Genomic DNA, 21,347 nt, shown 5'->3' with positions numbered 1-21,347 from the left:
TTGCCATAGGGCCAGCTTTCTGCTATCCCGCTGATCAGACAACATTTTGTTCTTCTGGCCCGGGTTTTGATATGTGCCCGGGCAGTTCCGGACGACAAGGGCCAACAGACCTTTTCACGAATACACCATTTTCCGGAGGGATCACCCCATGGAACAGACGCCGGTATTCAACTGCAAGAACGCGGATGACGTTCTCAAGGCCGTACGCGACTACAACGTCAGCTTCGTACAGTTCTGGTTCATCGACATCCTGGGCACGCTGAAAAGCTTCCAGGTCACCCCGAACGAGCTTGAGGCCGCCTTCGAGGAAGGCATGGGCTTCGATGGCTCCTCCATCCTCGGCTTCACCCGCATCGAGGAGTCGGACATGGTGGCCATCCCCGATCCCACCACCTTCCAGATGGTGTCCTGGCGGCCCACCGAGCGCCCCGTGGCGCGCATGTTCTGCGACATCAAGCTGCCCGACATGACCCCCTACGAGAACGATTCCCGCTACGTCCTCAAGAAGGTCATCGCCAAGGCCGCCGAGAAGGGCTACACCTTCTACGTTGGCCCCGAGCTTGAGTTCTTCGTGTTCGGCAACTCCCGCAAGCCCGACCCGCTGGATGTGGGCGGCTACTTCGATGCGCCGCCGCTGGACCTCGGCAACGACATCCGCCGCGAAATCATCTTTGCCCTTCAGCGCATGGGCGTGCAGGTCGAGTACTCCCACCACGAGGTGGCTCCCTCCCAGCACGAAATCGACCTGCGCTACAACGAAGGCCTGCTGATGGCCGACATCGCCATCACCTACCGCGTGGTGGCCAAGGAAGTGGCCCGCAAGCACGGCGCGTACGTGTCCTTCATGCCCAAGCCCATCTTCGGACAGAACGGCTCCGGCATGCACGTGCACCAGTCCCTGTTCAAGAACGGCCGCAACGCCTTCTTCGATCCCAAGGACCCCAACGGCCTCTCCGGCGAGTGCAAGTCCTACATCGCGGGCCTGCTCAAGCACGCCAAGGAATTCTGCTGCGTCACGAACCAGTGGGTGAACTCCTACAAGCGTCTCGTGCCCGGCTACGAGGCTCCGGTGTACATCGCCTGGGCCCAGCGCAACCGCTCCGCCCTCATCCGCGTGCCCATGTACAAGCCCGGCAAGGAAGCGGCCACCCGCATCGAGCTGCGTAACCCCGATCCGGCGGCCAACCCCTACCTCTGCTTCGCCGTGCAGCTCGCTGCTGGCCTCAAGGGCATCGAGGAAGGCTACGAGCTCGGACCCGCGGTGGAGAAGAACATCTTCGCCTTCACCGAGAAGGACATGGACACCCATGGCATCGAGGCCCTGCCCGGCGATCTCTACACCGCCGCCAAGACCCTCGAAGCGTCCGAACTGATGAAGGAGACCCTCGGCGAATCCCTCCACAGGAACCTCGTGGAGAACAAGCTGGCCGAGTGGGACGAATACCGCACCCACGTCTCCGAATACGAGATCAACAGGTACCTGCCGGTCCTGTAATCACGACCTCCATAGACCCCTCAGAAGCACACACGGGAGAGCCTCCGGATCGGCCGGAGGCTCTCACCGTTTTTCGGGGGACACGCCGTCGGCTCCCTACCCCGACGCCCACGTCCACCGAAAGGCAAAGGCCCCCTTCCTCGCGGAAGGGGGCCTTGTCGTATGGATCGAAACGGCGCGGTGCCGTTAGATGATCTTGTTCAGCGGGTACTCGATGATGCCCTTGGCACCAAGGTCCACAAGCTTGGGGATGAGGTCGCGCACCACGGACTGACTGACGATGATCTCCACCGACACCCAGCTCTTGTTCCACAGGTTGGCCACGGTGGGCGCGGTGATGGCCGGAAGCTCGTCGAGGATGGCGGGGATGCGGTCCTCGGGCACGTTCATCTTGAGGCCGACCATGGATTCCGCATCCAGCGCACCCTTGAGCAACATGTCGATCTGGCGGATCTTCTCGCGCTTAAAGGGGTCTTCCAACGCCTTGCGGTTGGCGATGAGCTGGGTGTTGGACTGCATCAGCTCGGCTATGATGCGCAGGCCATGGGCCTTGATGGTGGTGCCGGTCTCGGTGACCTCCACAATGGCGTCGGCAAGGCCTTCGACGACCTTGGCCTCCGTCGCGCCCCAGGAGTATTCAACCTGCACGGGAATGCCCGCGTTCTCGAAATATTCCCGCGTGAAGTTCATGAGCTCCGTGGCAACCTTCTTTCCGGCAAGGTCCTCGGGCCGGCGGTAGGGGGAATCGCCCGCCACGGCCAGCACCCAGCGGGCCGGGCGGTTGGAGACCTTGGAATAGATGAGGTCGGAGATGACCACCACGTCCTTATCGCAACCGGTCTCGTGGAGCCAGTCCTTGCCGGTGAGGCCGAGGTCGAGGGTGCCGTCCACCACGTAGCGGGGAATCTCCTGCACGCGGCAGAGATTGCACTTGAGGTCATGGTCGTTGACGTCGGGAAAGTAGTTACGGTGATGCTGCCGAAGCTTCCAGCCAGCCTTGGCCAGAAGGGAGATGGTGGCGTCCTGCAGCGATCCCTTGGGGATGCCGAACTTGAGGATGTTCCCGTTGCCGTTTCCGTTGGTGGCAGCCATTACCTGTAGACCTCCTTGGGGTCGAAGACCATGGGCGAGCATTCGCTCACCTCGCCGTTTACGAGTTCGCGGAAGAAGCAGGATCTGCGGCCGGTATGGCAGGCCGCGCCGCCCACCTGCTCGATCATGAGCACGAGGGTGTCGTCGTCGCAGTCGATGCGGATGGAACGCACCTTCTGCACGTGGCCGCTGGTGCCGCCCTTGTGCCACAGGCACTGGCGGCTACGGCTCCAGTAGTGGGCCTCGCCGGTTTCGAGGGTGCGCTTCCACGCCTCCTCGTTCATGTAGGCCAGCATGAGCACTTCGCCGGTGTCGGCGTCCTGCGCGATGGCGGGGACCAGCCCGCCCTGCTTGTCGAAATCCGGTGCGAACATTGTGAACCCTTCAGTGACGTTTAGGACTCGGAGATGTGTTTCGCCTTGAGCTGCCCGCACGCCGCCGCGATGTCCTGCCCCTTGCTCTTGCGCAGGATGGCGGTGAGCCCTTTGGCCCAGAGGATCTTCTCGAAGGCGAGAATGTCGTCCGGGTGGGGGGCCTTGTACGGCGCGCCGGGCGAGGGGTTGTAGGCGATAAGGTTGACCTTCGCCTTGCGCCCGCCCAGAAGCTTCACCAATTGCCGTGCGTGCTCGGGTCTGTCGTTGACGCCGCGCAGCAGGATGTATTCGTAGGTGACGCGTTCACGGGGCTTCAGGGGGTAGCGGTCGAGAACCGCCATCAGCTGGTCCAGAGGCAGCTGGCGGGCCGCCTTGGGCATAAGCTGTTCCCGAAGCTCCTGCGTCGGCGCATGCAGGGAGATGGCGAGCTGAGCCAGCCCACAATCCCCGAGCACCTCCAGTCCTTTAAGGATTCCGACGCTCGACACCGTGATTCTCCGGCTGGAGAATCCCAGTCCCTTGTCGTGCGTCATGGTCGTCAGGGCGCGCACCATCTCCGTCACGTTGAGCAGCGGGTCGCCCATGCCCATGAAGACGATGTTGCGCAGCGGCGCGACGTCGTCCTCGTGGGCGGCGATGTATTCGCGCGCAACGAGCACCTGCCCGAGAATCTCGCCCATGGTCATGTTGCGGGTCAGCCCCATCTGGCCGGTACTGCAGAAGGTGCAGGCCATGGGGCAGCCCACCTGCGAGGACAGGCACTGCGTGGTGTGCCCCTCCTCCGGGATGAGCACAGTTTCCACGAGTTCCCCGTCCGCGTAGCGCAGCAGGAACTTCACCGTTCCATCGCTGCTCACGGCGGTCTTCTCGATGTCGGGCCAGCCGATGAACGAGGCCTCGGCGAGCTTCTCCCTGAACGCCTTGGAAATGTTGGTCATCTCCGCGAAGTCGCGGCAGCCTTTCTGCCACAGCCACTGGAACACCTGGTCCGCCCGGTATGCGGGTTCGCCAAGGGAGCGGATGAATTCGCGCAGATCGTCAAGGGTCAGGTCGAGCAGGTTTTTCTTCGTATCCATAGTCCTTCCGGTTTCGGTCTCGCGCGGTCAGCGCGGACCGGTTTCCCCGTCCGGCCGGAAATCGGCCGTGGCCGGGAAACGAGATGACGGCGCGGGCGCACCGTTGCGCCCGCACCGTTCGCTTGTCGCCTATTTGGCCGGGATTCTCAAGGGGTCGCCAAACGTCTCCATCAGGAGAGGTTCTCGCGCTCCTTGTAGCGGATGACGAATTCCACGGCATCCGGCACCGAGGCCACATCCCCCGCGACCTGCGCCTGAAGCAGCGCCTCGCGGATAAGCCCAACGCTGGGGCCGGGGTGCAGGCCGGTGAATTCCATGATCTCGTTGCCATTGAGGAGCGGTTCGAGCATTTCCTCGGGGGTCTCGGTGCGCTCCATCATCTTCATGTTGTGATTGAACTCGGTGTAGTTGCCTTCGCGGGCCTTCACCGATGCGCGCTCCATCTCAATGATGCGCTTGTGCTCGCTAAGGGCCATGAAGCGGCGGATGCCCCGGTCCGTGAGCATGAAGCTGAAGCGCTTGTGGTTGCGCACGAGGTTGCAGACGAGATCCACATCCTCCGACGCAAAGCGCAGGCGGTTCATGATCTTGCGGGTCACCTGCGCACCCACGCGGTGGTGCTGGTAGAAGTGCCAGCTGCCCTCGAAGAACTCGCCGGTGTAGAGCTTGCCCACGTCGTGGAACATGCAGGCGAGGGTGCCCTTCCAGTCGTAGGCACTCTCCTCAGGGTAGTGGCGCATCACGCTCAGGGTGTGCTCGAAGACGGTTTCCTCGATGTCGTCGTTGCGGCGCTGCACCACGCGGGACAGGGCCGCGACCTCGGGGATGAGGCCATGCAGGAGCTGGCAGTCGAAGAGCAACTGCACGAACTTGTGCATGTTCTCGGCCTCGACCTTGCGCCACTCGTCCATGATGTCGGACACGGAGACGTAGTCGAGAATGCGCCGCGCGCCACGGACGATGGCCAGCCAGGTGTTCTCCTCGATGGGGAGATTGTAGTTGGCCGCGAAACGCAGGGCGCGCACGCCGCGCAGGTAGTCGCGCTTGAGGGTGTCGTCCGCAAACCCGGCGAGGCACACCACGCCGCTTTCGAGGTCCTTGAACCCGGAATAGCGGTCCTTGGCCTCGGGCAGATACGGACAGGCGAGGGTCGGCGGCAGGTCGCCATGCTCTTCGAGGCGCTTGAGCAGGCGCGGCGTCATACGCGACACGCACTCCTCGGGGTACGCGCCATCCTCGGCCTCGATGGGATAGAAGCGGTAGAGCACCTCGTTCTCGCGCAGCGCGGCGAGAACCTTCGGCTCGTTGGGATGGGCAATTTCCGGGAACAGCTTGTCGAGTCCCTTGAAATCGATGTCAGTGGCAATGTCGAGTTCGACTTCCTTGCCTTCCTCCATGATCTCCCGCTGCAGGCGGGCGTTGATCACGTAGGCGTCGTAGCCGTTTCGCATGATCGTCTTGCAGATGCCAACGGCGTCCTTGTACGGCTCGCTCATGTATATCACTCCGTTTGACGTGTCGTGTCAGGCGCAGGTTTCCATTCGATACGGAAGGAACGAACTATATGAAGCCTCCGCCGGAAGGTCAAACCACACGTTTACCATTCACGTACAGGAACGCGGTACGTCCGGGCATGGTCCGCCCGAGAAGAGGGGTGTTCCTGCCCTTGGAATGCATGGTCTGCGGGGAAACCACCCACGACGCCGAAGGATCGTAGAGCGTGAAGTCCGCAGGATCGCCCGGCGCAAAGGCGCACACGGGAAGCCCGAAGGCCTTGGCCGGGGCCGTCGCCCACGCCCGCACGAGGTCGTCGAGGGACAAGACACCCTCGTCCACCAGCCCCATGGTCACGCACAGGGCCGTATCCAACCCGGAGATGCCGTTGGGGGCCTGCGTGAAGGGCACTTCCTTCTCGTGGGCGGCGTGGGGCGCGTGGTCGGTGGCCAGCATGTCGATAACACCGGTACGCAGGGCCTCGCGCATCACCTGCACATGGTCCATGGTCCGCAGGGGCGGATTGACCTTGGCCGCCGTGTCGTAGCCCTCCACCGCGTCCTCGGTGAGGAGGAGGTAATGCGGGCAGGTCTCGGCCGTGACGCGCACGCCGCGCTCCTTGGCGCGGGCGATGAGCTCCACGGACTCGCGGCAGCTCACGTGGGCGATGTGGATGGGCAGGCCCAGATACTCGGCCAGCAGCACATCGCGCGCCACCTGCAGGCTCTCGGCCACGGTGGGCTGACCCTTGAGGCCAAGGCGTGAGCTGATCGCGCCCTCGTTCACGCCAACGCCAAGCGCCATGTGCGGGTCCTCGCAGTGGTCGATGACCGTCAGCCCGAAATCGGCCGCATATTCCACGGCGTGGCGGAACAGCTCGGAATTGGCCACGGGCATGCCGTCGTTGGACACGGCGCGGCAGCCCGCCGCGGCAAGCTCGCCCATGGGGGCAAGCTCGTGGCCCGCAAGGCCCACGGAGAGCGCGCCCACCGGGAACAACCGGGGCCCGCCGCCGGGGAACGCCTCACGCGCGCGGTCGAGCATGCGTTCGGTGACGGCGGCGTTGTCGTTGACCGGGTCCGTGTTGGCCATGCACATCACGGAGCCGAAGCCACCGTGGGCGGCGGCGGACAGGCCGGTGGCGATGTCTTCCTTCCACTCAAAGCCCGGTTCGCGCAGGTGGGTGTGCACGTCGATAAGCGCGGGCAGCAAGACGAGGCCCGAGGCGTCAACCACGGGAGCATCGCCGTAGCCCTCGCCCGAGGCGGGGCGCAGTTCGAGAACCTTGCCGTCGGCAACGCACAGGTCATGAGCCTCGCCGCGCCACAGCGCGTTTTTGATCACGAAATCAGGACTGGACACGTTCGCCTCCCTGGTCCTTGCGGGTTATCAAGAGGAAGAGCACGGCCATGCGCACGGCCACGCCCGAGGTGACCTGATCGAGGATCAGGCTCTCCGGCATGTCCGCCAGTTCGGAGGAAACCTCCATGCCGCGGTTCACCGGGCCGGGATGCATGATGCGCGCGCCCGGATTCATAAGCTCCAGATGCCTGCGGCCGAGGCCGAAGGTCCGCGAGTATTCGCGCAGGTCCGGCAGCAGGCCATCCTGCTGGCGCTCCAGCTGCAAACGCAGGCACATCACGGCGTCCACGCCGCGCACGGCCTCGTCCAGATCGTGGAACACCTCCACCGGCCACGTGTCCAGACGCGGCGGCAGCAGCGTACGCGGGCCGCACAGCCGCACGCGCACACCGAGCTTCGTCAGCAGATGCACGTTGGAGCGTGCCACGCGGCTATGCGTGATGTCGCCAAGGATGAGCAGCGTGCGTCCCTCGAAGCGCCCGTCCCACACCTTGCGCAGGGTGTAGGCGTCGAGCAGGGCCTGCGTGGGATGGGCGTGCCAGCCGTCACCGGCGTTGACCACCGCGCAGTCGAGGCGTTCGGCCAGAAAACGTGCCGCGCCGCTTCGGGAATCACGGATGACGATGGCGTCGGGATTCATGGCCTGCAGGGTGAGGCCCGTGTCCTTGAGGGATTCGCCCTTGGTCAGGCTACTGGAGCTCTTGGCCAGCGAGAAGCTGTCCGCCGAAAGGCGCTTGGCGGCCATATCGAAGGATGTCTTGGTTCGCGTGGACGCTTCCGCAAAAAAAAGAACCACGCTCTTGCCTTTGAGCGTGGGTACTTTTTTAACGGAACGGGTGTTGACCTCCATGAAGGAATCGGCAGTCTCGAATATTCGCTGCGCGTCTTCCACGGAGAGGACGTCTACATCAAGCAGATCTTTGTATGGCCAGTGCATATGGTCCCCCGAATGCTGTTGAGGACCGGGAGAAGCCCCGGTCAGAAAAATTCGCGCATGGCGTCAGGCACCACGCTGTAGCGTGCCGGGCGTCCCGGCTCGATGCTTCCGGCCTGTGCGTCGGCCCCCACGGCTCGCGCCGCGTTCGTCGTCATCCACTCCACAGTCTGCGCCGCGCCGATGCGACCCTCGGAGCCGGTCACCACGGCCATAGCCTCGTTCCAGAGGTTCAGATCCGTATTGGACGACAGGCTGTCCGTGCCGAGGCACAGGTTCACCCCGGCATCGCGCAGGGCCTCCCACGGAGCGCGGCCCACGCCGATGTAGGCGTTGCTGCGCGGGCACAGGCACACGCTTGCGCCGCGCCCGGCCAATGTGGCGATGTCCGCCGCGTCGAGTTGCACGCAGTGCACGGCCAGCGTCCGCTCATCCAATAGCCCGAGGCTGTCGGCATAGGGCACAGGCCGCATGCCCGGTGCGGGATGGTCCTTCGGTACCACACGCACGTGGAGCATGTCCGCGAACTCGCCCCGGCCCGTGGTCAGCGTCTCGATCTCGTCCGCATGCTCGGCGAGGTGCATGCTGAAGGTCCGCCCGTGTCGCTGGCACCAGTCGTGCGCGGCGCGAAGGGTCTGCGGCTTCGTGGAGTACAGGGCGTGTCCGGCGGCCACCACGCGCGCGGCGGCCTCCTCCGGCAGATCGCGCACGTGCTCCGGCCACGCGAGGCCGTCGTCCGGACCGCCATGACCGAAGAACTCCGCGCCCAGCCAGTAGCCGATGCCCCGTGCGGCAAGCGCGGCGCTCACGCGGGCCGCGCTTCGTCCGCAGTGGTCGAACACCCACGCCGTCCCGCAGGCATCAAGCTCATCCATGGCCGCCTCCATGGCGGCTTCGGACAGCTCCTGCGCGGGCTGCGAGATGAGGCTTTGGACCCATGCGGCAAAGCCCCGTCCGGACACGGTGGTTCCGCGCAGGTGCGACAGTTCCAGATGCGTATGCGCATTGACGAGGCCGGGCACGACCCATGCGTCGCCAAGGTCCGTCACAGGTCCGCTCCAGCACCGCGACACCTCGCGGCGTGGTCCAAGCTCGGCGATGCGTCCGTCGCGCACGACAAAAAGCGCATCCTCGATCCACGAGGACGCGCCTGGTTTCGGCAAAACACGAGCCGCGCGCACCGCATATGTCCGCTGGGCGTATTGCATCGCCGCCACCATAACGATTTTTCCCAAAAAGGCCAGCGACGAAAGCCGCCCCCGCTCCGCCGAGGCCACACCGGGCGTGCTGTTCATAAAAATGCGAATTAAAACGAACTGTTACTGTTGTTTTGAACATTTCGAACATCCACAGGCCACGGCGTCCCCCACCCCGGCGTTGTCGCCGGTTCGTGTTGCAGGGGGCACTGGTCATCATGTAGAACGTGGACTCCCAACCAGATCGTCAACACCCATGGAGACATGATGTCCGCCTTCCGCCCCGCCCTCGTCGTCCTCTGCCTCGCCGCGTGCGCCATGCTCGCGCTCACCGGCTGCGGCAAGTCCCGCATTCCCGACGCCTCGCCCGTGCCCTCCGCCCCACGTCCTGCACCGAGCGTGCACGGCCACACGGCGGGTCCGGTTCCCAAGGCAACCTTCCGGCCCTACACGGTGGACGGCAAGCGCTACCATCCCCTGTCCAGCGCCGACGGCTACCGGGACTCCGGTCTGGCCTCGTGGTACGGGGAGCCCTTCCACGGACGCAAGACCTCCAACGGCGAGACCTACAACATGTACGCCATGACCTGCGCGCACAAGATCCTGCCCATGAATACGGTGGTCCGGGTGACCAACCGCAACAACGGCAAGAGCGTCGTGCTGCGCGTCAACGACAGGGGGCCCTTCGTGGGCACGCGAATCGTGGATCTTTCCTATGCGGGGGCAAAGCAGATCGGGGTGCTGGGACCGGGCACCGCGCCGGTCACACTCGAAGCGGTGGGCATGGCCGGAGACTCGCCGCGCTCGGTGTCGCAGACGATGGCTTCGGCCAGATACTTCATTCAGATCGGCTCGTTCCGGAACCGGGACAACGCGGAGCGTCTCGTACGGGAACTTGAGGGTCGCGGCTTCGCGCAGAGCCGCATTCAGCAGGCGGACATCGACGGCGCGACGTTCTGGCGCGTGCAGGCTGGGGCCGTGGCGGGCATGGATCGCGCTCGGCAGACCCATGCCCGACTCGAAAGACAATATCCCGGCAGTTTCCTGCTCACGGATTGAGTTCGGCCCGAAACTTCCGCGAAAGCCTGAAGACTACGACCTTGCGCGGCGGCAGCACAATGGCTTCGTCCGTCTGCGGATTGCGCCCCTTGCGAGCGCGCTTGTCGTAGGCCTCGAACTTCCCGAACCCGCTGATAAGCAGGGAATGGTCGCGCTTGACGGCCTGCTTCATGATCTCCAGCAGGGATTCGACGTGGCTTTTGACTTCCGCGCGGTTTCTGTCGACCTTTTCGTAGATACTGTCGACAATGTCGGCTTTGGTCAGCGTCTTGCCCATGTGGTCCTCCTCCGTTCCCCCGGTTTGCAGTCGGTTTTCCGAAAGGTCCGGCACAACCGGACCATTTCTTCGATGTTTATGATCGGGGCAATCTTCACGGCGCTGGGAGCCGTCTCTCCCTTCCGGGGGAGACCGTGGGGACGGATACCGCCATCCCGCCGCTTCGCAGGCGGACGCACCTACTGCGCAGGCATCCCTACGGACACCACGCTTTCGGCGCGTTTCGGGACAGCATGAGATCAGCCCCGTGAAGCACCCTGTGAATACATTGCAGACTACGCAATTATCACAATATGTTCCATAGACGATTTCGGCTCGAAACCAGTATGAGGCTCAGGCTGGGGAGGCGCAGGCGCCGCCCCCGAGAGGCAGAGTGAACACGCATCGAGCGTACCTAAAATCTTACCTAACCTTTTCTATTCTATCAAGTAATTTCAATGAACGTCACGCAGCGTCCCGTCACGGCCCCCGTCACCTTCCGCCACCCGGCACCGCAGGCCCCGCGCACGCGCATCTGGCCAGCCTTCATTCCCTTCGCCGGATGCCCGTTTCGCTGCGTCTACTGCGCCCAAAACGAAATTACCGGACAACGGACGGAACAGTTCGAGACAGTATACGACAATCTGGCGCGTGGACTCAACAACGCGCTTAAAAAAAGTACAAATTCCCTCGAATTGGCCTTCTACGGAGGCACATTTACGGCCCTACCCGAGGAGTGGATCGCCCGATTCCTCGCCCTCGCCCGCACTTTTCGGGATCGGGGGCTCATCACCCGCGTGCGCTGCTCCACCCGGCCCGACGCCGTGACACCAGAGCTCCTCGCCCGCCTGCGCTCCATGGGGCTCGACATGGTCGAGCTCGGCATCCAGAGCTTCGACGACACAGCCCTCGCCGCCACCGGACGCGGATACTCCGGCGACACCGCCCGCCGCGCCTGCGACAACGTCCTCGCCTCCGGACTCTCTCTCGGCGTCCAGCTCATGCCCGGACTGCCCGGGCACACCGCCGACGCCTTCGCCGCCGACATCCGCACCGCCTGCGCCCTCGCCCCCGAAGCCGCACGGCTCTACCCCTGCGTCGTGCTCGCCCACACGCCCCTCGCCGCACGCTGGAAACGCGGCGACTACACCCCATGGACCCTCGACCGCACCATCGACGCCCTCGCCCCGGCGCTCCTCGACCTCTGGGCCGCCAATATCCACATCATCCGCATCGGCCTCGCCCCCGAGCAGGACATGCAAGACGCCATCCTCGACGGCCCATGGCACCCCGCCATGGGACAGCTCGCCCGCTCGCGCGCACTGTTCCTCCACATCTCCCGCCGCATCGCCGAACTCAACCACGCCCCCACGCACCTCGTCTGCCCACGCCGCTTCCAAAGCGACCTCCTCGGGCACGCCAACTCCATGCGCGACGCCTACGCGCACATCGGCCTGCCAGCCGATGCCATCACCTTCGAGGACACCAACACCTTCACCCTGCGCTAGGCCACACGCCGCGTAGCGCGTCGTTGGCGCTAGGTCGTGGAGGGCTGGCCGTGTCGTTCGTTGCCACATGCAAGACGTAGGCTCCGCCGGCCAAGGGGCCGCTGGCCCCCTGGACCCCCGACATGCGATAGGCCGTCTGCCCTTGGCAATCCGTTCGGCTTTGCGCGACGAAGCCCTAGTGAGGATTGTCAAGGAAATCATTTCCTTGACCGGGGTCCGGGGCAGAGCCCCGGCCGCCGGAGGCAAACTTTTCGCGCATGCCCAGCCGCCGGAGGCAAATTTTTCGCCACAAAAAAGGGGACCGACGCGCGGTGCGCATCGGTCCCCCTTCATTGGCGTACGGGATGGCGGAGGCTATCTGGCCTTCACGCGCTCCCAGAGTTCGTTCTTCTCGTCGAGGGACAGGTCGGCGATATCGCGACCTTCCTGACTCGCGAGCTCTTCCATGGCGTTGAAGCGGTTGAGGAACTTCACGTTGGCGTCATCGAGGGCCATGTTAGCCTTGAGGCCGTGGCGGCGTCCGTACTCGATGAGGGAGAAGAGGTAATCGCCGAACTCCTCCTGCATGCGTTCCTGATCGCCAGAGGCCTTGGCTTCGAGCCATTCCTGCCATTCGCCGTCGAGGTGGCGCTTCTGGTCCTCGTCGTCGGCCCAGGTGAAGCCGACGCGAGCGGCCTTGGAGTTGATGCGATAGGCCTTGAGCATGGGCGGCAGGCCTTTGGGCAGGGACTCGAAGACGCGCTTGGGGGCCTCGCCCTCGCCGTTCTTCTCGGAACGCTTGATGCGCTCCCAGTTGACGAGCAGTTCGTCCTGCGAATCGACGTGCAGGTCACCGAACACGTGGGGGTGACGGCGAACCATCTTGGCGCGGGCGTAGTCGAGGGATTCGGCGAGGGAGAAATGCCCTGCTCGCTCGTAGAGTTCGGCCACGAAGTAGAGAAGGAAGGCCACGTCGCCCAGCTCTTCCATGACCTCGGCGCGGGTGGCCTCGGTGGAATGGGCGGGAATGTCGTGCCGAATGGCCTCGGCCAGTTCGAAGGCCTCCTCAAGGATGTAGTCGGTCATGGTCCAAGGGGTCTGTTCCTTGTCCCACGGGCAGCCGTTTTCGCCCAGAAGGCTCCGGATGACGCCGACGAGTTCGGTCAGCGAGCGTGCGGAGTCCGCGTCGCCAGCCACGGCGACGCCTTCTTTCGTTGCAGTCATGACGTTATTCCCCGGTCCCGTTGAGGGACTTTTTCATTTTGTCGAGAAGTTCCATGGATTTCTGGCCGAGATCGCCGCCGGTGGAGTTGCCGCCGGACAGGAAGCGGTCGAGGGCCTCCTCGCGCTCAAGACGCATGCGTTCGCGCAGGTCGGAGGGGTCGAAGTGGCGCATCTTCTCCGGGGTGAACTGCGAAAGCATCTCCACGCCCGAGTGCAGATACGGCGCGATGCGCGACTGCTTCACGAATTCGGCCTCGGGCATAAAGGCCCCGAGCGCCACGAGGATGATGCAGCAGAAGGCACCGGCCTTGGCCATTCCCACCGCCGCGCCGCCGGGGATATCGACCCACAGCACGGGCATGATGCGAAACAGCCGCACCAGCACCCACGCGCAGAACGACACCGCGAGCATCACACCGACGAACACCGAGACGTAGGACAGGAAATGTAACAGCCCGGGACTCTTGAACCACGTGGCGTAGAAGTCCACCAACAGGTCGTTGCGGGTGTTGGCCAGCCAGTAGGCCAGAATCAGCCCGAGGGTGGAGGCCACTTCCTTGATCAGTCCACGGAAGGCTCCCCGGATGAAGAAGAACGCGGCGATGGCAATGAAGACGACATCAAGGAAGTTGAACATGAAGGGAATTCCTTGTCGAACGGGCCCTGAAGGCCCGGTGTGGCGTCTGGAGAACCGCGCGGGAATCCGCGCGCCGCAGCCTGAAACACTCAGCGCTTCCTAGCAGAACCTCGCCCAAAGGTGAATAGCCGTGCGGCCCCACCTCAGCGAAGGGACGGCCGCCATCCCGAATCGGGCGGCGGACGGCGCATCGAAGCCGCCGAACGGCATCTTAGCCATCCATTCCCGATTGGCGACACACTTCGAACCGTTCACCGAATACTGCGTGCGCAGACTGTGATACCATCATACACTCACTGCATCCATCATGAATCCGGCAATGGCTTCCGCCGACCGGCCGGAGCGTCACACAGGCGGACAAGGAGGGCGTCATGCAGGACAAGATGCGTGAATACTGGAAGCACAACATCCGGTACATGGCCATTCTGCTCGGCATCTGGGCCACGGTATCCTACGGATGCGGCATCCTCTTCGTCAATCAGCTCAACGCCATACGAATCGGCGGGTTCCCGCTGGGCTTCTGGTTCGCGCAGCAGGGCTCCATCTACGTCTTCGTGATCATCATCTTCGTCTACCATCTGCTCATGCGCCGTCTGGACCGCGCGTACGACGTGCACGAATAGCCCCGCCGGGGGCGGACACCACAAGGCAAGGAGAGCGCCATGTCGATTCAGACCTGGACATACATCATGGTCGGGCTGACCTTCAGCGTGTACCTGACCATCGCGTGGATGTCGCGCGTGCGCGACACCAAAGGCTTCTACGTTGCCGGGGGCGGCGTGCCCGCGCTGGCCAACGGCATGGCCACGGCGGCGGACTGGATGAGCGCGGCGTCGTTCATCTCCATGGCGGGCATCATCTCGTTCCTCGGCTACACCGGCGCGGTGTACCTGATGGGCTGGACGGGCGGCTACGTGCTGCTGGCGCTGCTGCTGGCCCCGTACCTGCGCAAGTTCGGCAAATTCACCGTGCCGGACTTCGTGGGCGACCGCTACTACTCCAAGAGCGCACGGGTGGTGGCGCTGGTGTGCGCCATCTTCGTCTCGCTGACCTACGTGGCCGGGCAGATGCGCGGCGTTGGCATCGTCTTTTCGCGCTTCCTTGAAACGGACGTGAACACCGGCGTGCTCATCGGCATGGTCATCGTGTTCATCTACGCCGGGCTTGGCGGCATGAAGGGCATCACATGGACGCAGGTCTCGCAGTACTGCGTGCTCATCGTGGCCTTCCTCATCCCGGCGGTGGCCATCTCCATGAAGATCACCGGCGTGGCCATCCCGCAGCTCGGCTTCGGCGGCACCATCATCGACGGCCCGGACGCGGGCAGGCACCTTCTGGAGACGCTGGACGCCATCGGCACGGACCTCGGCTTTCGCGAGTACACCTCGGCCTTCGGCGCGGGGAACAAGTCCATGCTCGACGTGTTCGCGCTGACCATGTCGCTCATGGTGGGCACGGCCGGGCTGCCCCACGTCATCATCCGCTTCTACACGGTGCCAAGCGTGCGCGCGGCGCGGCTTTCCGCCGGATATGCGCTGCTGTTCATCGCCATCCTGTACACCACGGCCCCGGCGGTAGCGGCCTTCGCCCGCTACAACATGATCGGCACCATCAACGAGAAGCCCTACGTGCAGGCCCCGGCATGGTTCACCAAGTGGGAGCAGACGGGACTCATCGCGTGGGTGGACAAGAACGGTGACGGGCTTGTGCAGTTCCGCGCGGGCGATGCCTTCAGCGGCAAGCCCAACTTCATCGACGGACGCGGAGCCGTGGGCCAGCGCCTCGTGGCCAACGCCGTGACGCCCTCGACCAACGAGCTCTACGTGGACCGCGACATCATGGTCCTCGCCAACCCCGAAATCGCCGGGCTCGCCCCGTGGGTCATCGCGCTGGTGGCGGCGGGCGGACTGGCTGCGGCGCTGTCCACGGCCTCTGGCCTTTTGCTGGTTGTGGCGTCAAGCATTTCACACGACCTGTACTACCGCATCATCAACCGCAAGGCCTCGGAGAAGCAGCGCCTGCTGCTGGGGCGCATCATGATCGGCGTGGCCGTGTGCGTGGCGGGATACTTCGGCGTGAATCCGCCGGGCTTCGTGGCGCAGGTGGTGGCGCTGGCCTTCGGCCTTGGCGCGTCGAGCTTCTTCCCCATCCTCGTGCTCGGCATCTTCTGGAAGCGCACCACGCGCGAGGGAGCCATCTGCGGCATGATCGCGGGCATCGGCTTCACCATGCTCTACATCGTGCAGACCAAATTCATGGGCATGGGCTGGTGGTTCATGGGCATCAGCCCCGAGGGCATCGGCTTCGTGGGCATGCTCATCAACTTCGCGGCCACCATCGGCATCTCCACGTTCACGCCTCCGCCGCCGCCCGAGGTGCAGGAAATGGTGGAAAGCGTGCGCTACCCGCGCGGCGCGGGTGCGGCCATCGATCACTGATCGCGATTCCCCCGGGAGGGTGCCGCCTCCCGGGGGACACCACGCCGAGCGGCACGCCCCAAAGCCCGCGAGGTCACCATGCACGACGACGTCTTTGCCGCGCAGCCTGCGGAAATCATCCCCTTCCTGAAGCGCGTCCTGCCCTTCTCGGAGCTGGACGACGCCACCCTCGCGGCCCTCGCCCGCACCTGCACCATCGACTTCCAGCCCAAGGGAACGCGCCTGCTCACGCAGGGCAAGACCACGGTCGAACACCTGCTCATCATCCAACGCGGCGGGGTGAAGCTCTATCTCATGCAGGAACAGGGCGAGGACCGGCTTGTAGACTATCGCGGCGAGGGCGGTATCGTGGGGGCACTCGGCATCATCCGCAACGCCCCGGCCAGCCTCACGGCGGACACCATCGAGGACACCTTCGTCTTCCGCATGCCCGCGGCCGAATTCCGACGGCTGGTGGAGACGCACCCCGCCGTGTCCCGCCACTTTCTGAAGAACCTTTCGGAGCACTACGTCTCGCGCGCCTTCTCGGAGCTACGCCGCCAGCACGCGGACCTGTGCGCCGACAGCCCGCTCACCCTGTTCTCGACCCGGCTGGGGGACATCGTGCACCGCGAGCCGCTGGCCATCGAATCGGGCCGCAGCGTCCGCGACGCGGCGGCGATCATGATGGCCGAGGGCATCGGCTCGCTTCTGGTGACGGCACCCGACGGCAGCCCGGCGGGCATCGTCACGGACAAGGACCTGCGCCGCGCCGTGGCCGAGGGCGAAGACCCCGCCGCACCCGTGGAATTCATCATGAGCGCCCCGCTGGTCACGGCCAGCCACCGCGACATGTGCTTCGACGCGCTGCTTTCGATGATGGCCCGCCAGATCCACCATCTGGCCGTGCTGCGCGAGGGGCGGGTGACGGGCATGGTCACCTCGCACGACATCATGGTCCTTCAGGGGCGCTCCCCGGTGTCCCTGTTCCGCGAGATCGTGGCCCAACGGACCCTCGAAGGCCTTCATCCCCTGTCGCAAAAGGTGCCGCTGGTGGTCGGCTCGCTCATCGAGGAGGGAGCCAAGGCCGGAAACATCACGCGCATGATCACCGTGCTGAACGACCTCATCCTCGAAAAGCTCCTGACCATGCTTCAGGACCGCATGGGTCCGCCGCCGGTGCCCTTCTGCTGGATGCTCATGGGCAGCGAGGGACGCCGCGAGCAGACCTTCCACACCGATCAGGACAACGCCCTCATCCACGGCGACCCGGCCGACGCGGAGGAAGCCGCGCGGGCGGAGGCCTACTTCGCGGCCTTCAGCGCAGAGGCCATCGAACATCTGGGGCGCTGCGGCTATCCGCCCTGCCCCGGCGGCATGATGGCCTCCAACCCGCAATGGCGCATGCCCTTCGCCCGTTTCCGGGACTTCTTCGAGGGCATGCTCATTCTGCCGGAACCGCGCGAGGTGCTCAACGCCACCATCTTCTTCGACTTCCGCCCCGGCTACGGCCACACGGAACTGGGCGAGGCCCTGCGGCGGCACGTCACGGCCCACGCATCGCGCGAGGGCGTATTCCTGCGGCATCTGGCGCGGGATTGCCTCGCCGCGCGCCCGCCGCTGTCGTTCTTTCGCAGCTTCATCGTGGAGAAGGACGGCGAGCACAAGGACACGCTGGACCTCAAGACGCGCGGCCTCGTGCCCTTCGTGGACTTCGCGCGGCTCTTCGCCCTGCGCCACGCCATCGCCGAAACCAACACCCTCGATAGGCTACACCTGCTGGCCGAGGGCGGGCACATCGCGGCGGACCTCGCCTCCGAGGCCGCCGAAGCCTACGAGTTCCTGATGCAGCTTCGCCTCGTGCATCAGATGCGCCAGATTCGCGAGGGCCGCGAGCCGGACAACCGCGTGCGCCCCGACGCTCTCTCGGAACTGGAAAAGAAGACCCTCAAGGAGGCCTTCACCGTCATCTCCGGCCTTCAGGGCTTCATCCGCGATGTCTTTCGCCTCAACGTGGCCTGACGGGGAAATGCGCATGCACGCCAGCCGACGAAACACACCGACTCCATGGGCACGCCTGCTCGCCCTGCTGCGCGGCGAGACGACGCACCCCGCCCTCGCACAAAACCGCGAGCGCTTCGCGAGCCTCGATCAGGACCGGCCCCTTGCAGAGTACGAATTCACGGTGCTCGACACGGAACTGACCGGACTCTCGCCGCGCACGGACGAGATCGTGTCCATCGGCGCGGTGCGCATCCGGGGGCTGACCATCACGGCGGACAGCTTCTACACCCTCGTGGCGCCACGCGGACGCGTACCCAAGGTGGCAACCATGATCCACCGCATCACCCCGCAGATGCTGGAAGGCGCTCCACGCCTGCGCGAGGTGTTTCCGAGCCTGCTCGACTTCCTCGGGGACTCGCTCATCGTGGGGCACAACGTGGGTCTCGACATGTCCTTCCTCAACCGCGCATCGCTGGACATCCTCGGCGGCAGACTGCGCACGCCCTGCGTGGACACCATGCGCCTCGCACAAGTCTACCGACAGGAACGCTGGGAAAACTACTACGACCAGTTCGATTCGCGCGTGTCCTACCAGCTGGGCGACCTGTCACGCAGCTTCGGCCTGCCCGCCTTCGACCAGCACAACGCCTTCCACGACGCCATGCAGACCGCCTATCTCTTCCTGTTTCTGGTCAAGAAACTGCGCTCCGGCGGCATTGAGACCCTGCGCGACCTCTACATGGCCGGACGCAGCTGGCGGTGGTACATGTAGACAATGCCCCGACGCGGGCCGGGCATTCTGCGCCAATCATTGACAGGAGCGGGCCACGGGGGGATAGACCGGGGGCAAGGAGAATGATCATGCGCCTTTGGAACACGCTTCTCGTCTGCCTCGTCCTGTGCGCGGCATGGACCGCCCCCGCCTTCGGCGGCCCCGTGCACGTTTCAGTCAGCATCCTTCCGGAACGCTACTTCGTCGAACGCATCGGCGGCGGGCACGTGGATGTGCAGGTCATGGTGCCCCCCGGCGCTCAGCCTCATTCCTACGATCCCAAGCCCGGCCAGATGGCGCGCCTCGCCAAGGCGGACCTCTACCTCGCCATCGGCGTGCCCTTCGAGGCGGCATGGCTGCCGCGCTTCGCCTCCGCCAACCCGCGCATGCGCATCGTGGACCTTGCCGCCGGGCTGGAGCGCATCCCCATCTCCGGGCACCACCACGAGGGCCATGGGCACCACGGCCACGACGGCGAGCACATGGACCCGCACGTCTGGCTCTCGCCGCGCAACGCGCTGATCATGGCCGACATCATCCGCGACGAGCTCGCCACCATCGACCCCGATCACGCCGAATACTACGCGGCGCAGCACCGGGCGCTGGCCGACGACATCACCGCGCTGGACAACGAACTGACGTCCCTCTTCGCCACGCTGCCGCCGGACTGCGCGGCCCCCGCCAATGCCGACGGACGTTGCGCGTTCATGGTCTTCCATCCCTCGTGGGGCTACTTCGCCCGCGACTACGGCCTGCGCCAGATCGCCGTGGAGCAAGACGGCCGCGAGCCTTCGCCGAGCGACCTCGCGCACCTTGTGCAAAGCGCCCGCACGGCGGGTGTCCACGTCATCTTCGTACAGCCGCAGTTCTCGCGGCGCGGCGTGGAGGCCATCGCCCGTGGCATCGACGGGCAGGTCGTCCCGGCGGACCCGCTGGCGCACGACTGGCTGTCCAACATGCGCTGCGTGGCGCGTGCGTTCCACGGCGCACTGCGGCCCGCCGACGCCCTTGCCTTTTGACGCGCGACACTGCACCATGCGTGCCCATCAGGAACCGCACCGGGGCCCTGCCCAAGCAGCCCAAGGGAGAACAGCCATCGACGACTTCATCCGCATCGAACGCCTGAAGAAGCACTACCCCGTGCAGGGCGGCCCCCTCGGCACCACGCGCGGCGTCGTCCACGCCGTGGACGGCATGGACCTCTGCGTGCTTCGCGGCGAAACCATCGGCCTCGTCGGCGAATCGGGCTGTGGCAAGTCCACCCTCGCCCGTCTGCTGCTGCGGCTGGAGCGCCCCACCGAGGGCCGCATCCTGGTGGACGGGCAGGACATCTGGCAGGCGGACCACGCCTTTCTCAAAGGCTACCCGCACCGGATGCAGATGATCTTTCAGGACCCCTTCTCCTCGCTCAATCCACGCCGCAGCATCGGCGCGACGGTCGGCGAGGCGCTGGCCATCCACGGCATGCCCCGCGCCGACCGGGCACGGCGCGTCAGCGAGCTCTTGGGCCTCGTGGGGCTACGCCCCGAGCACGCGGCCCGCTACCCGCACGAATTCTCCGGCGGGCAGCGCCAGCGCGTGGCCATCGCCCGCGCCCTCGCCCTCAACCCGGACTGCGTGGTCTGCGACGAACCCGTCTCCGCGCTGGACGTCTCCATTCAGGCGCAGGTCATCAATCTGTTGCAGGAATTGCAGGACCGCCTGAACCTGACCCTCGTCTTCATCTCGCACGACCTCGCCGTGGTGGGCTATGTGAGCGACAGGGTGGCCGTGATGTACCTCGGCAGGCTCATGGAGCTGGCCGACAGGCAGACCCTCTACGCCGCACCCCGCCACCCCTACACCCGCGCCCTGCTCCACGCCGTGCCCGTGCCCGATCCCGAGGCGCGCGGCGGCACAGAGCGCGTCGGCGGCGACATCCCAAGCCCCATCACCCCGCCGCCGGGATGCCCCTTCCACCCCCGCTGCCCGCAGGCCGTGGACACGTGCTCCCGCAGCATGCCCGAGTGGCGCGAAGTCGCCCCCGGCCACTTCGTCGCCTGCCATCTGGCCTAAACGCCCTGCGTGACGACGTGAGTCGCATGGCGGGTATGGCCTCCGGCGGCCGGGCACGGACGAAATGTTCGCCTCCGGCGGCCGGGGCGCTGCCCCGGACCCCGCTCAAGGGAATAATTCCCTTGAGAATCCTTACATATTGGAATTGTTGAATAAAAGCCGCAACGCGCGCCAACGGCGACCACGTCCATCGCCTCATCGGGGTTCCAAGGGGCCAGCGGCCCCTTGGTCGGCGGAGCTATCGGCTTGCATGTGGCAATGAACGATACGGCACGGCCATGGAGCCTACGTCTCGCACCCATCCACGAACGATACGCCCAGCCACAGCGCCAACACGACCAATTGAGGTTGCGGGACGGGCACATTGCCCTTGACGCCGACCGTCCGGATGCCTACTTGTGAACTTCTGCACA

Annotated in this window: 19 protein-coding genes; 9 read left to right on the top strand and 10 right to left on the bottom strand. The window is 65.1% G+C overall.

Features of this window, described 5'->3' with window-relative positions; genetic code table 11:
* Positions 1–148 precede the first annotated feature (148 nt).
* Complete coding sequence (locus GGQ74_RS08785; RefSeq protein ID WP_167941197.1) at positions 149–1,495, top strand: glutamine synthetase family protein; 1,347 nt, start codon at positions 149–151, stop codon at positions 1,493–1,495.
* Between the two features lie 186 nt (positions 1,496–1,681).
* On the opposite strand, the gene hisG is transcribed toward GGQ74_RS08785, so the two are convergent.
* From hisG to GGQ74_RS08750, 7 genes are all read right to left on the bottom strand, one after another.
* Positions 1,682–2,587 (bottom strand): ATP phosphoribosyltransferase, encoded by a 906-nt coding sequence (hisG, locus tag GGQ74_RS08780; RefSeq protein WP_167941196.1) that lies wholly within the window; start codon positions 2,585–2,587, stop codon positions 1,682–1,684.
* On the bottom strand, positions 2,587–2,961 hold the full coding sequence (hisI, locus tag GGQ74_RS08775; RefSeq protein ID WP_167941195.1) for a phosphoribosyl-AMP cyclohydrolase: 375 nt from the start codon (positions 2,959–2,961) through the stop codon (positions 2,587–2,589). Before hisI ends, hisG begins: the two co-directional genes overlap by 1 nt.
* A gap of 20 nt (positions 2,962–2,981) precedes the next feature.
* Complete coding sequence (gene rlmN, locus GGQ74_RS08770; RefSeq protein ID WP_167941194.1) at positions 2,982–4,037, bottom strand: dual-specificity RNA methyltransferase RlmN; 1,056 nt, start codon at positions 4,035–4,037, stop codon at positions 2,982–2,984.
* A 170-nt stretch (positions 4,038–4,207) separates the two neighbouring features.
* Positions 4,208–5,533, bottom strand: coding sequence for an HD domain-containing protein (locus GGQ74_RS08765; protein ID WP_167941193.1), 1,326 nt, complete (start codon positions 5,531–5,533; stop codon positions 4,208–4,210).
* An 88-nt stretch (positions 5,534–5,621) separates the two neighbouring features.
* Positions 5,622–6,893, bottom strand: coding sequence for a dihydroorotase (locus GGQ74_RS08760; RefSeq protein WP_167941192.1), 1,272 nt, complete (start codon positions 6,891–6,893; stop codon positions 5,622–5,624).
* Positions 6,880–7,830, bottom strand: a complete 951-nt coding sequence (locus tag GGQ74_RS08755; protein WP_167941191.1) for an aspartate carbamoyltransferase catalytic subunit — start codon at positions 7,828–7,830, stop codon at positions 6,880–6,882. Before GGQ74_RS08755 ends, GGQ74_RS08760 begins: the two co-directional genes overlap by 14 nt.
* Positions 7,831–7,871: 41 nt before the next feature.
* Positions 7,872–9,035: an amidohydrolase family protein gene (locus tag GGQ74_RS08750; RefSeq protein WP_167941190.1), complete on the bottom strand. Its 1,164-nt coding sequence runs from the start codon at positions 9,033–9,035 to the stop codon at positions 7,872–7,874.
* A gap of 252 nt (positions 9,036–9,287) precedes the next feature.
* On the opposite strand from GGQ74_RS08750, the gene GGQ74_RS08745 reads away from it, so the two are divergent.
* The gene (locus GGQ74_RS08745; protein WP_167941189.1) at positions 9,288–10,082 is read left to right on the top strand and encodes a septal ring lytic transglycosylase RlpA family protein; all 795 of its coding nucleotides are present in this window, start codon (positions 9,288–9,290) and stop codon (positions 10,080–10,082) included.
* On the opposite strand, the gene GGQ74_RS08740 is transcribed toward GGQ74_RS08745, so the two are convergent.
* On the bottom strand, positions 10,072–10,359 hold the full coding sequence (locus GGQ74_RS08740; RefSeq protein ID WP_167941188.1) for an integration host factor subunit alpha: 288 nt from the start codon (positions 10,357–10,359) through the stop codon (positions 10,072–10,074). The genes GGQ74_RS08745 and GGQ74_RS08740 overlap by 11 nt on opposite strands.
* A gap of 437 nt (positions 10,360–10,796) precedes the next feature.
* Between GGQ74_RS08740 and GGQ74_RS08735 the strand changes: the two genes are divergently transcribed.
* Positions 10,797–11,846 carry an elongator complex protein 3 gene (locus GGQ74_RS08735; RefSeq protein ID WP_167941187.1) on the top strand — a complete coding sequence of 350 codons (1,050 nt, stop codon included), beginning with the start codon at positions 10,797–10,799 and terminating at the stop codon, positions 11,844–11,846.
* Positions 11,847–12,200: 354 nt separating this feature from the next.
* Here GGQ74_RS08735 and mazG read toward each other — a convergent pair whose 3' ends face one another.
* Together mazG and GGQ74_RS08725 are read right to left on the bottom strand one after the other, a co-directional pair.
* Positions 12,201–13,049, bottom strand: a complete 849-nt coding sequence (gene mazG / locus GGQ74_RS08730; RefSeq protein WP_167941186.1) for a nucleoside triphosphate pyrophosphohydrolase — start codon at positions 13,047–13,049, stop codon at positions 12,201–12,203.
* Between the two features lie 4 nt (positions 13,050–13,053).
* Complete coding sequence (locus GGQ74_RS08725) at positions 13,054–13,686, bottom strand: CvpA family protein (RefSeq protein WP_167941185.1); 633 nt, start codon at positions 13,684–13,686, stop codon at positions 13,054–13,056.
* Positions 13,687–14,057: 371 nt separating this feature from the next.
* Here GGQ74_RS08725 and GGQ74_RS08720 point away from each other — a divergent pair, with 371 nt between their 5' ends.
* The 6 genes from GGQ74_RS08720 (at position 14,058) to GGQ74_RS08695 (ending at position 20,934) form a co-directional block, all read left to right on the top strand.
* A complete protein-coding gene (locus GGQ74_RS08720) occupies positions 14,058–14,309 on the top strand; it encodes a DUF4212 domain-containing protein (RefSeq protein ID WP_167941184.1) in 252 nt (83 codons plus the stop codon).
* A 39-nt stretch (positions 14,310–14,348) separates the two neighbouring features.
* Positions 14,349–16,124 carry a sodium:solute symporter family protein gene (locus tag GGQ74_RS08715; RefSeq protein ID WP_167941183.1) on the top strand — a complete coding sequence of 592 codons (1,776 nt, stop codon included), beginning with the start codon at positions 14,349–14,351 and terminating at the stop codon, positions 16,122–16,124.
* Positions 16,125–16,202: 78 nt separating this feature from the next.
* Positions 16,203–18,125 carry a putative nucleotidyltransferase substrate binding domain-containing protein gene (locus tag GGQ74_RS08710; protein ID WP_167941182.1) on the top strand — a complete coding sequence of 641 codons (1,923 nt, stop codon included), beginning with the start codon at positions 16,203–16,205 and terminating at the stop codon, positions 18,123–18,125.
* 13 nt (positions 18,126–18,138) lie between these two features.
* Positions 18,139–18,879 (top strand): 3'-5' exonuclease, encoded by a 741-nt coding sequence (locus GGQ74_RS08705; protein ID WP_167941181.1) that lies wholly within the window; start codon positions 18,139–18,141, stop codon positions 18,877–18,879.
* Positions 18,880–18,968: 89 nt separating this feature from the next.
* Positions 18,969–19,898 (top strand): metal ABC transporter solute-binding protein, Zn/Mn family, encoded by a 930-nt coding sequence (locus tag GGQ74_RS08700; RefSeq protein ID WP_245168221.1) that lies wholly within the window; start codon positions 18,969–18,971, stop codon positions 19,896–19,898.
* A gap of 16 nt (positions 19,899–19,914) precedes the next feature.
* Positions 19,915–20,934, top strand: coding sequence for an ABC transporter ATP-binding protein (locus tag GGQ74_RS08695; RefSeq protein ID WP_167941179.1), 1,020 nt, complete (start codon positions 19,915–19,917; stop codon positions 20,932–20,934).
* Positions 20,935–21,347 lie beyond the last annotated feature (413 nt).

Source organism: Desulfobaculum xiamenense (assembly GCF_011927665.1).
GTDB lineage: Bacteria > Desulfobacterota > Desulfovibrionia > Desulfovibrionales > Desulfovibrionaceae > Desulfobaculum > Desulfobaculum xiamenense.
Note: the sequence above shows the minus strand (reverse complement) of the source record. Positions and strands in the feature narration are given on the sequence as shown.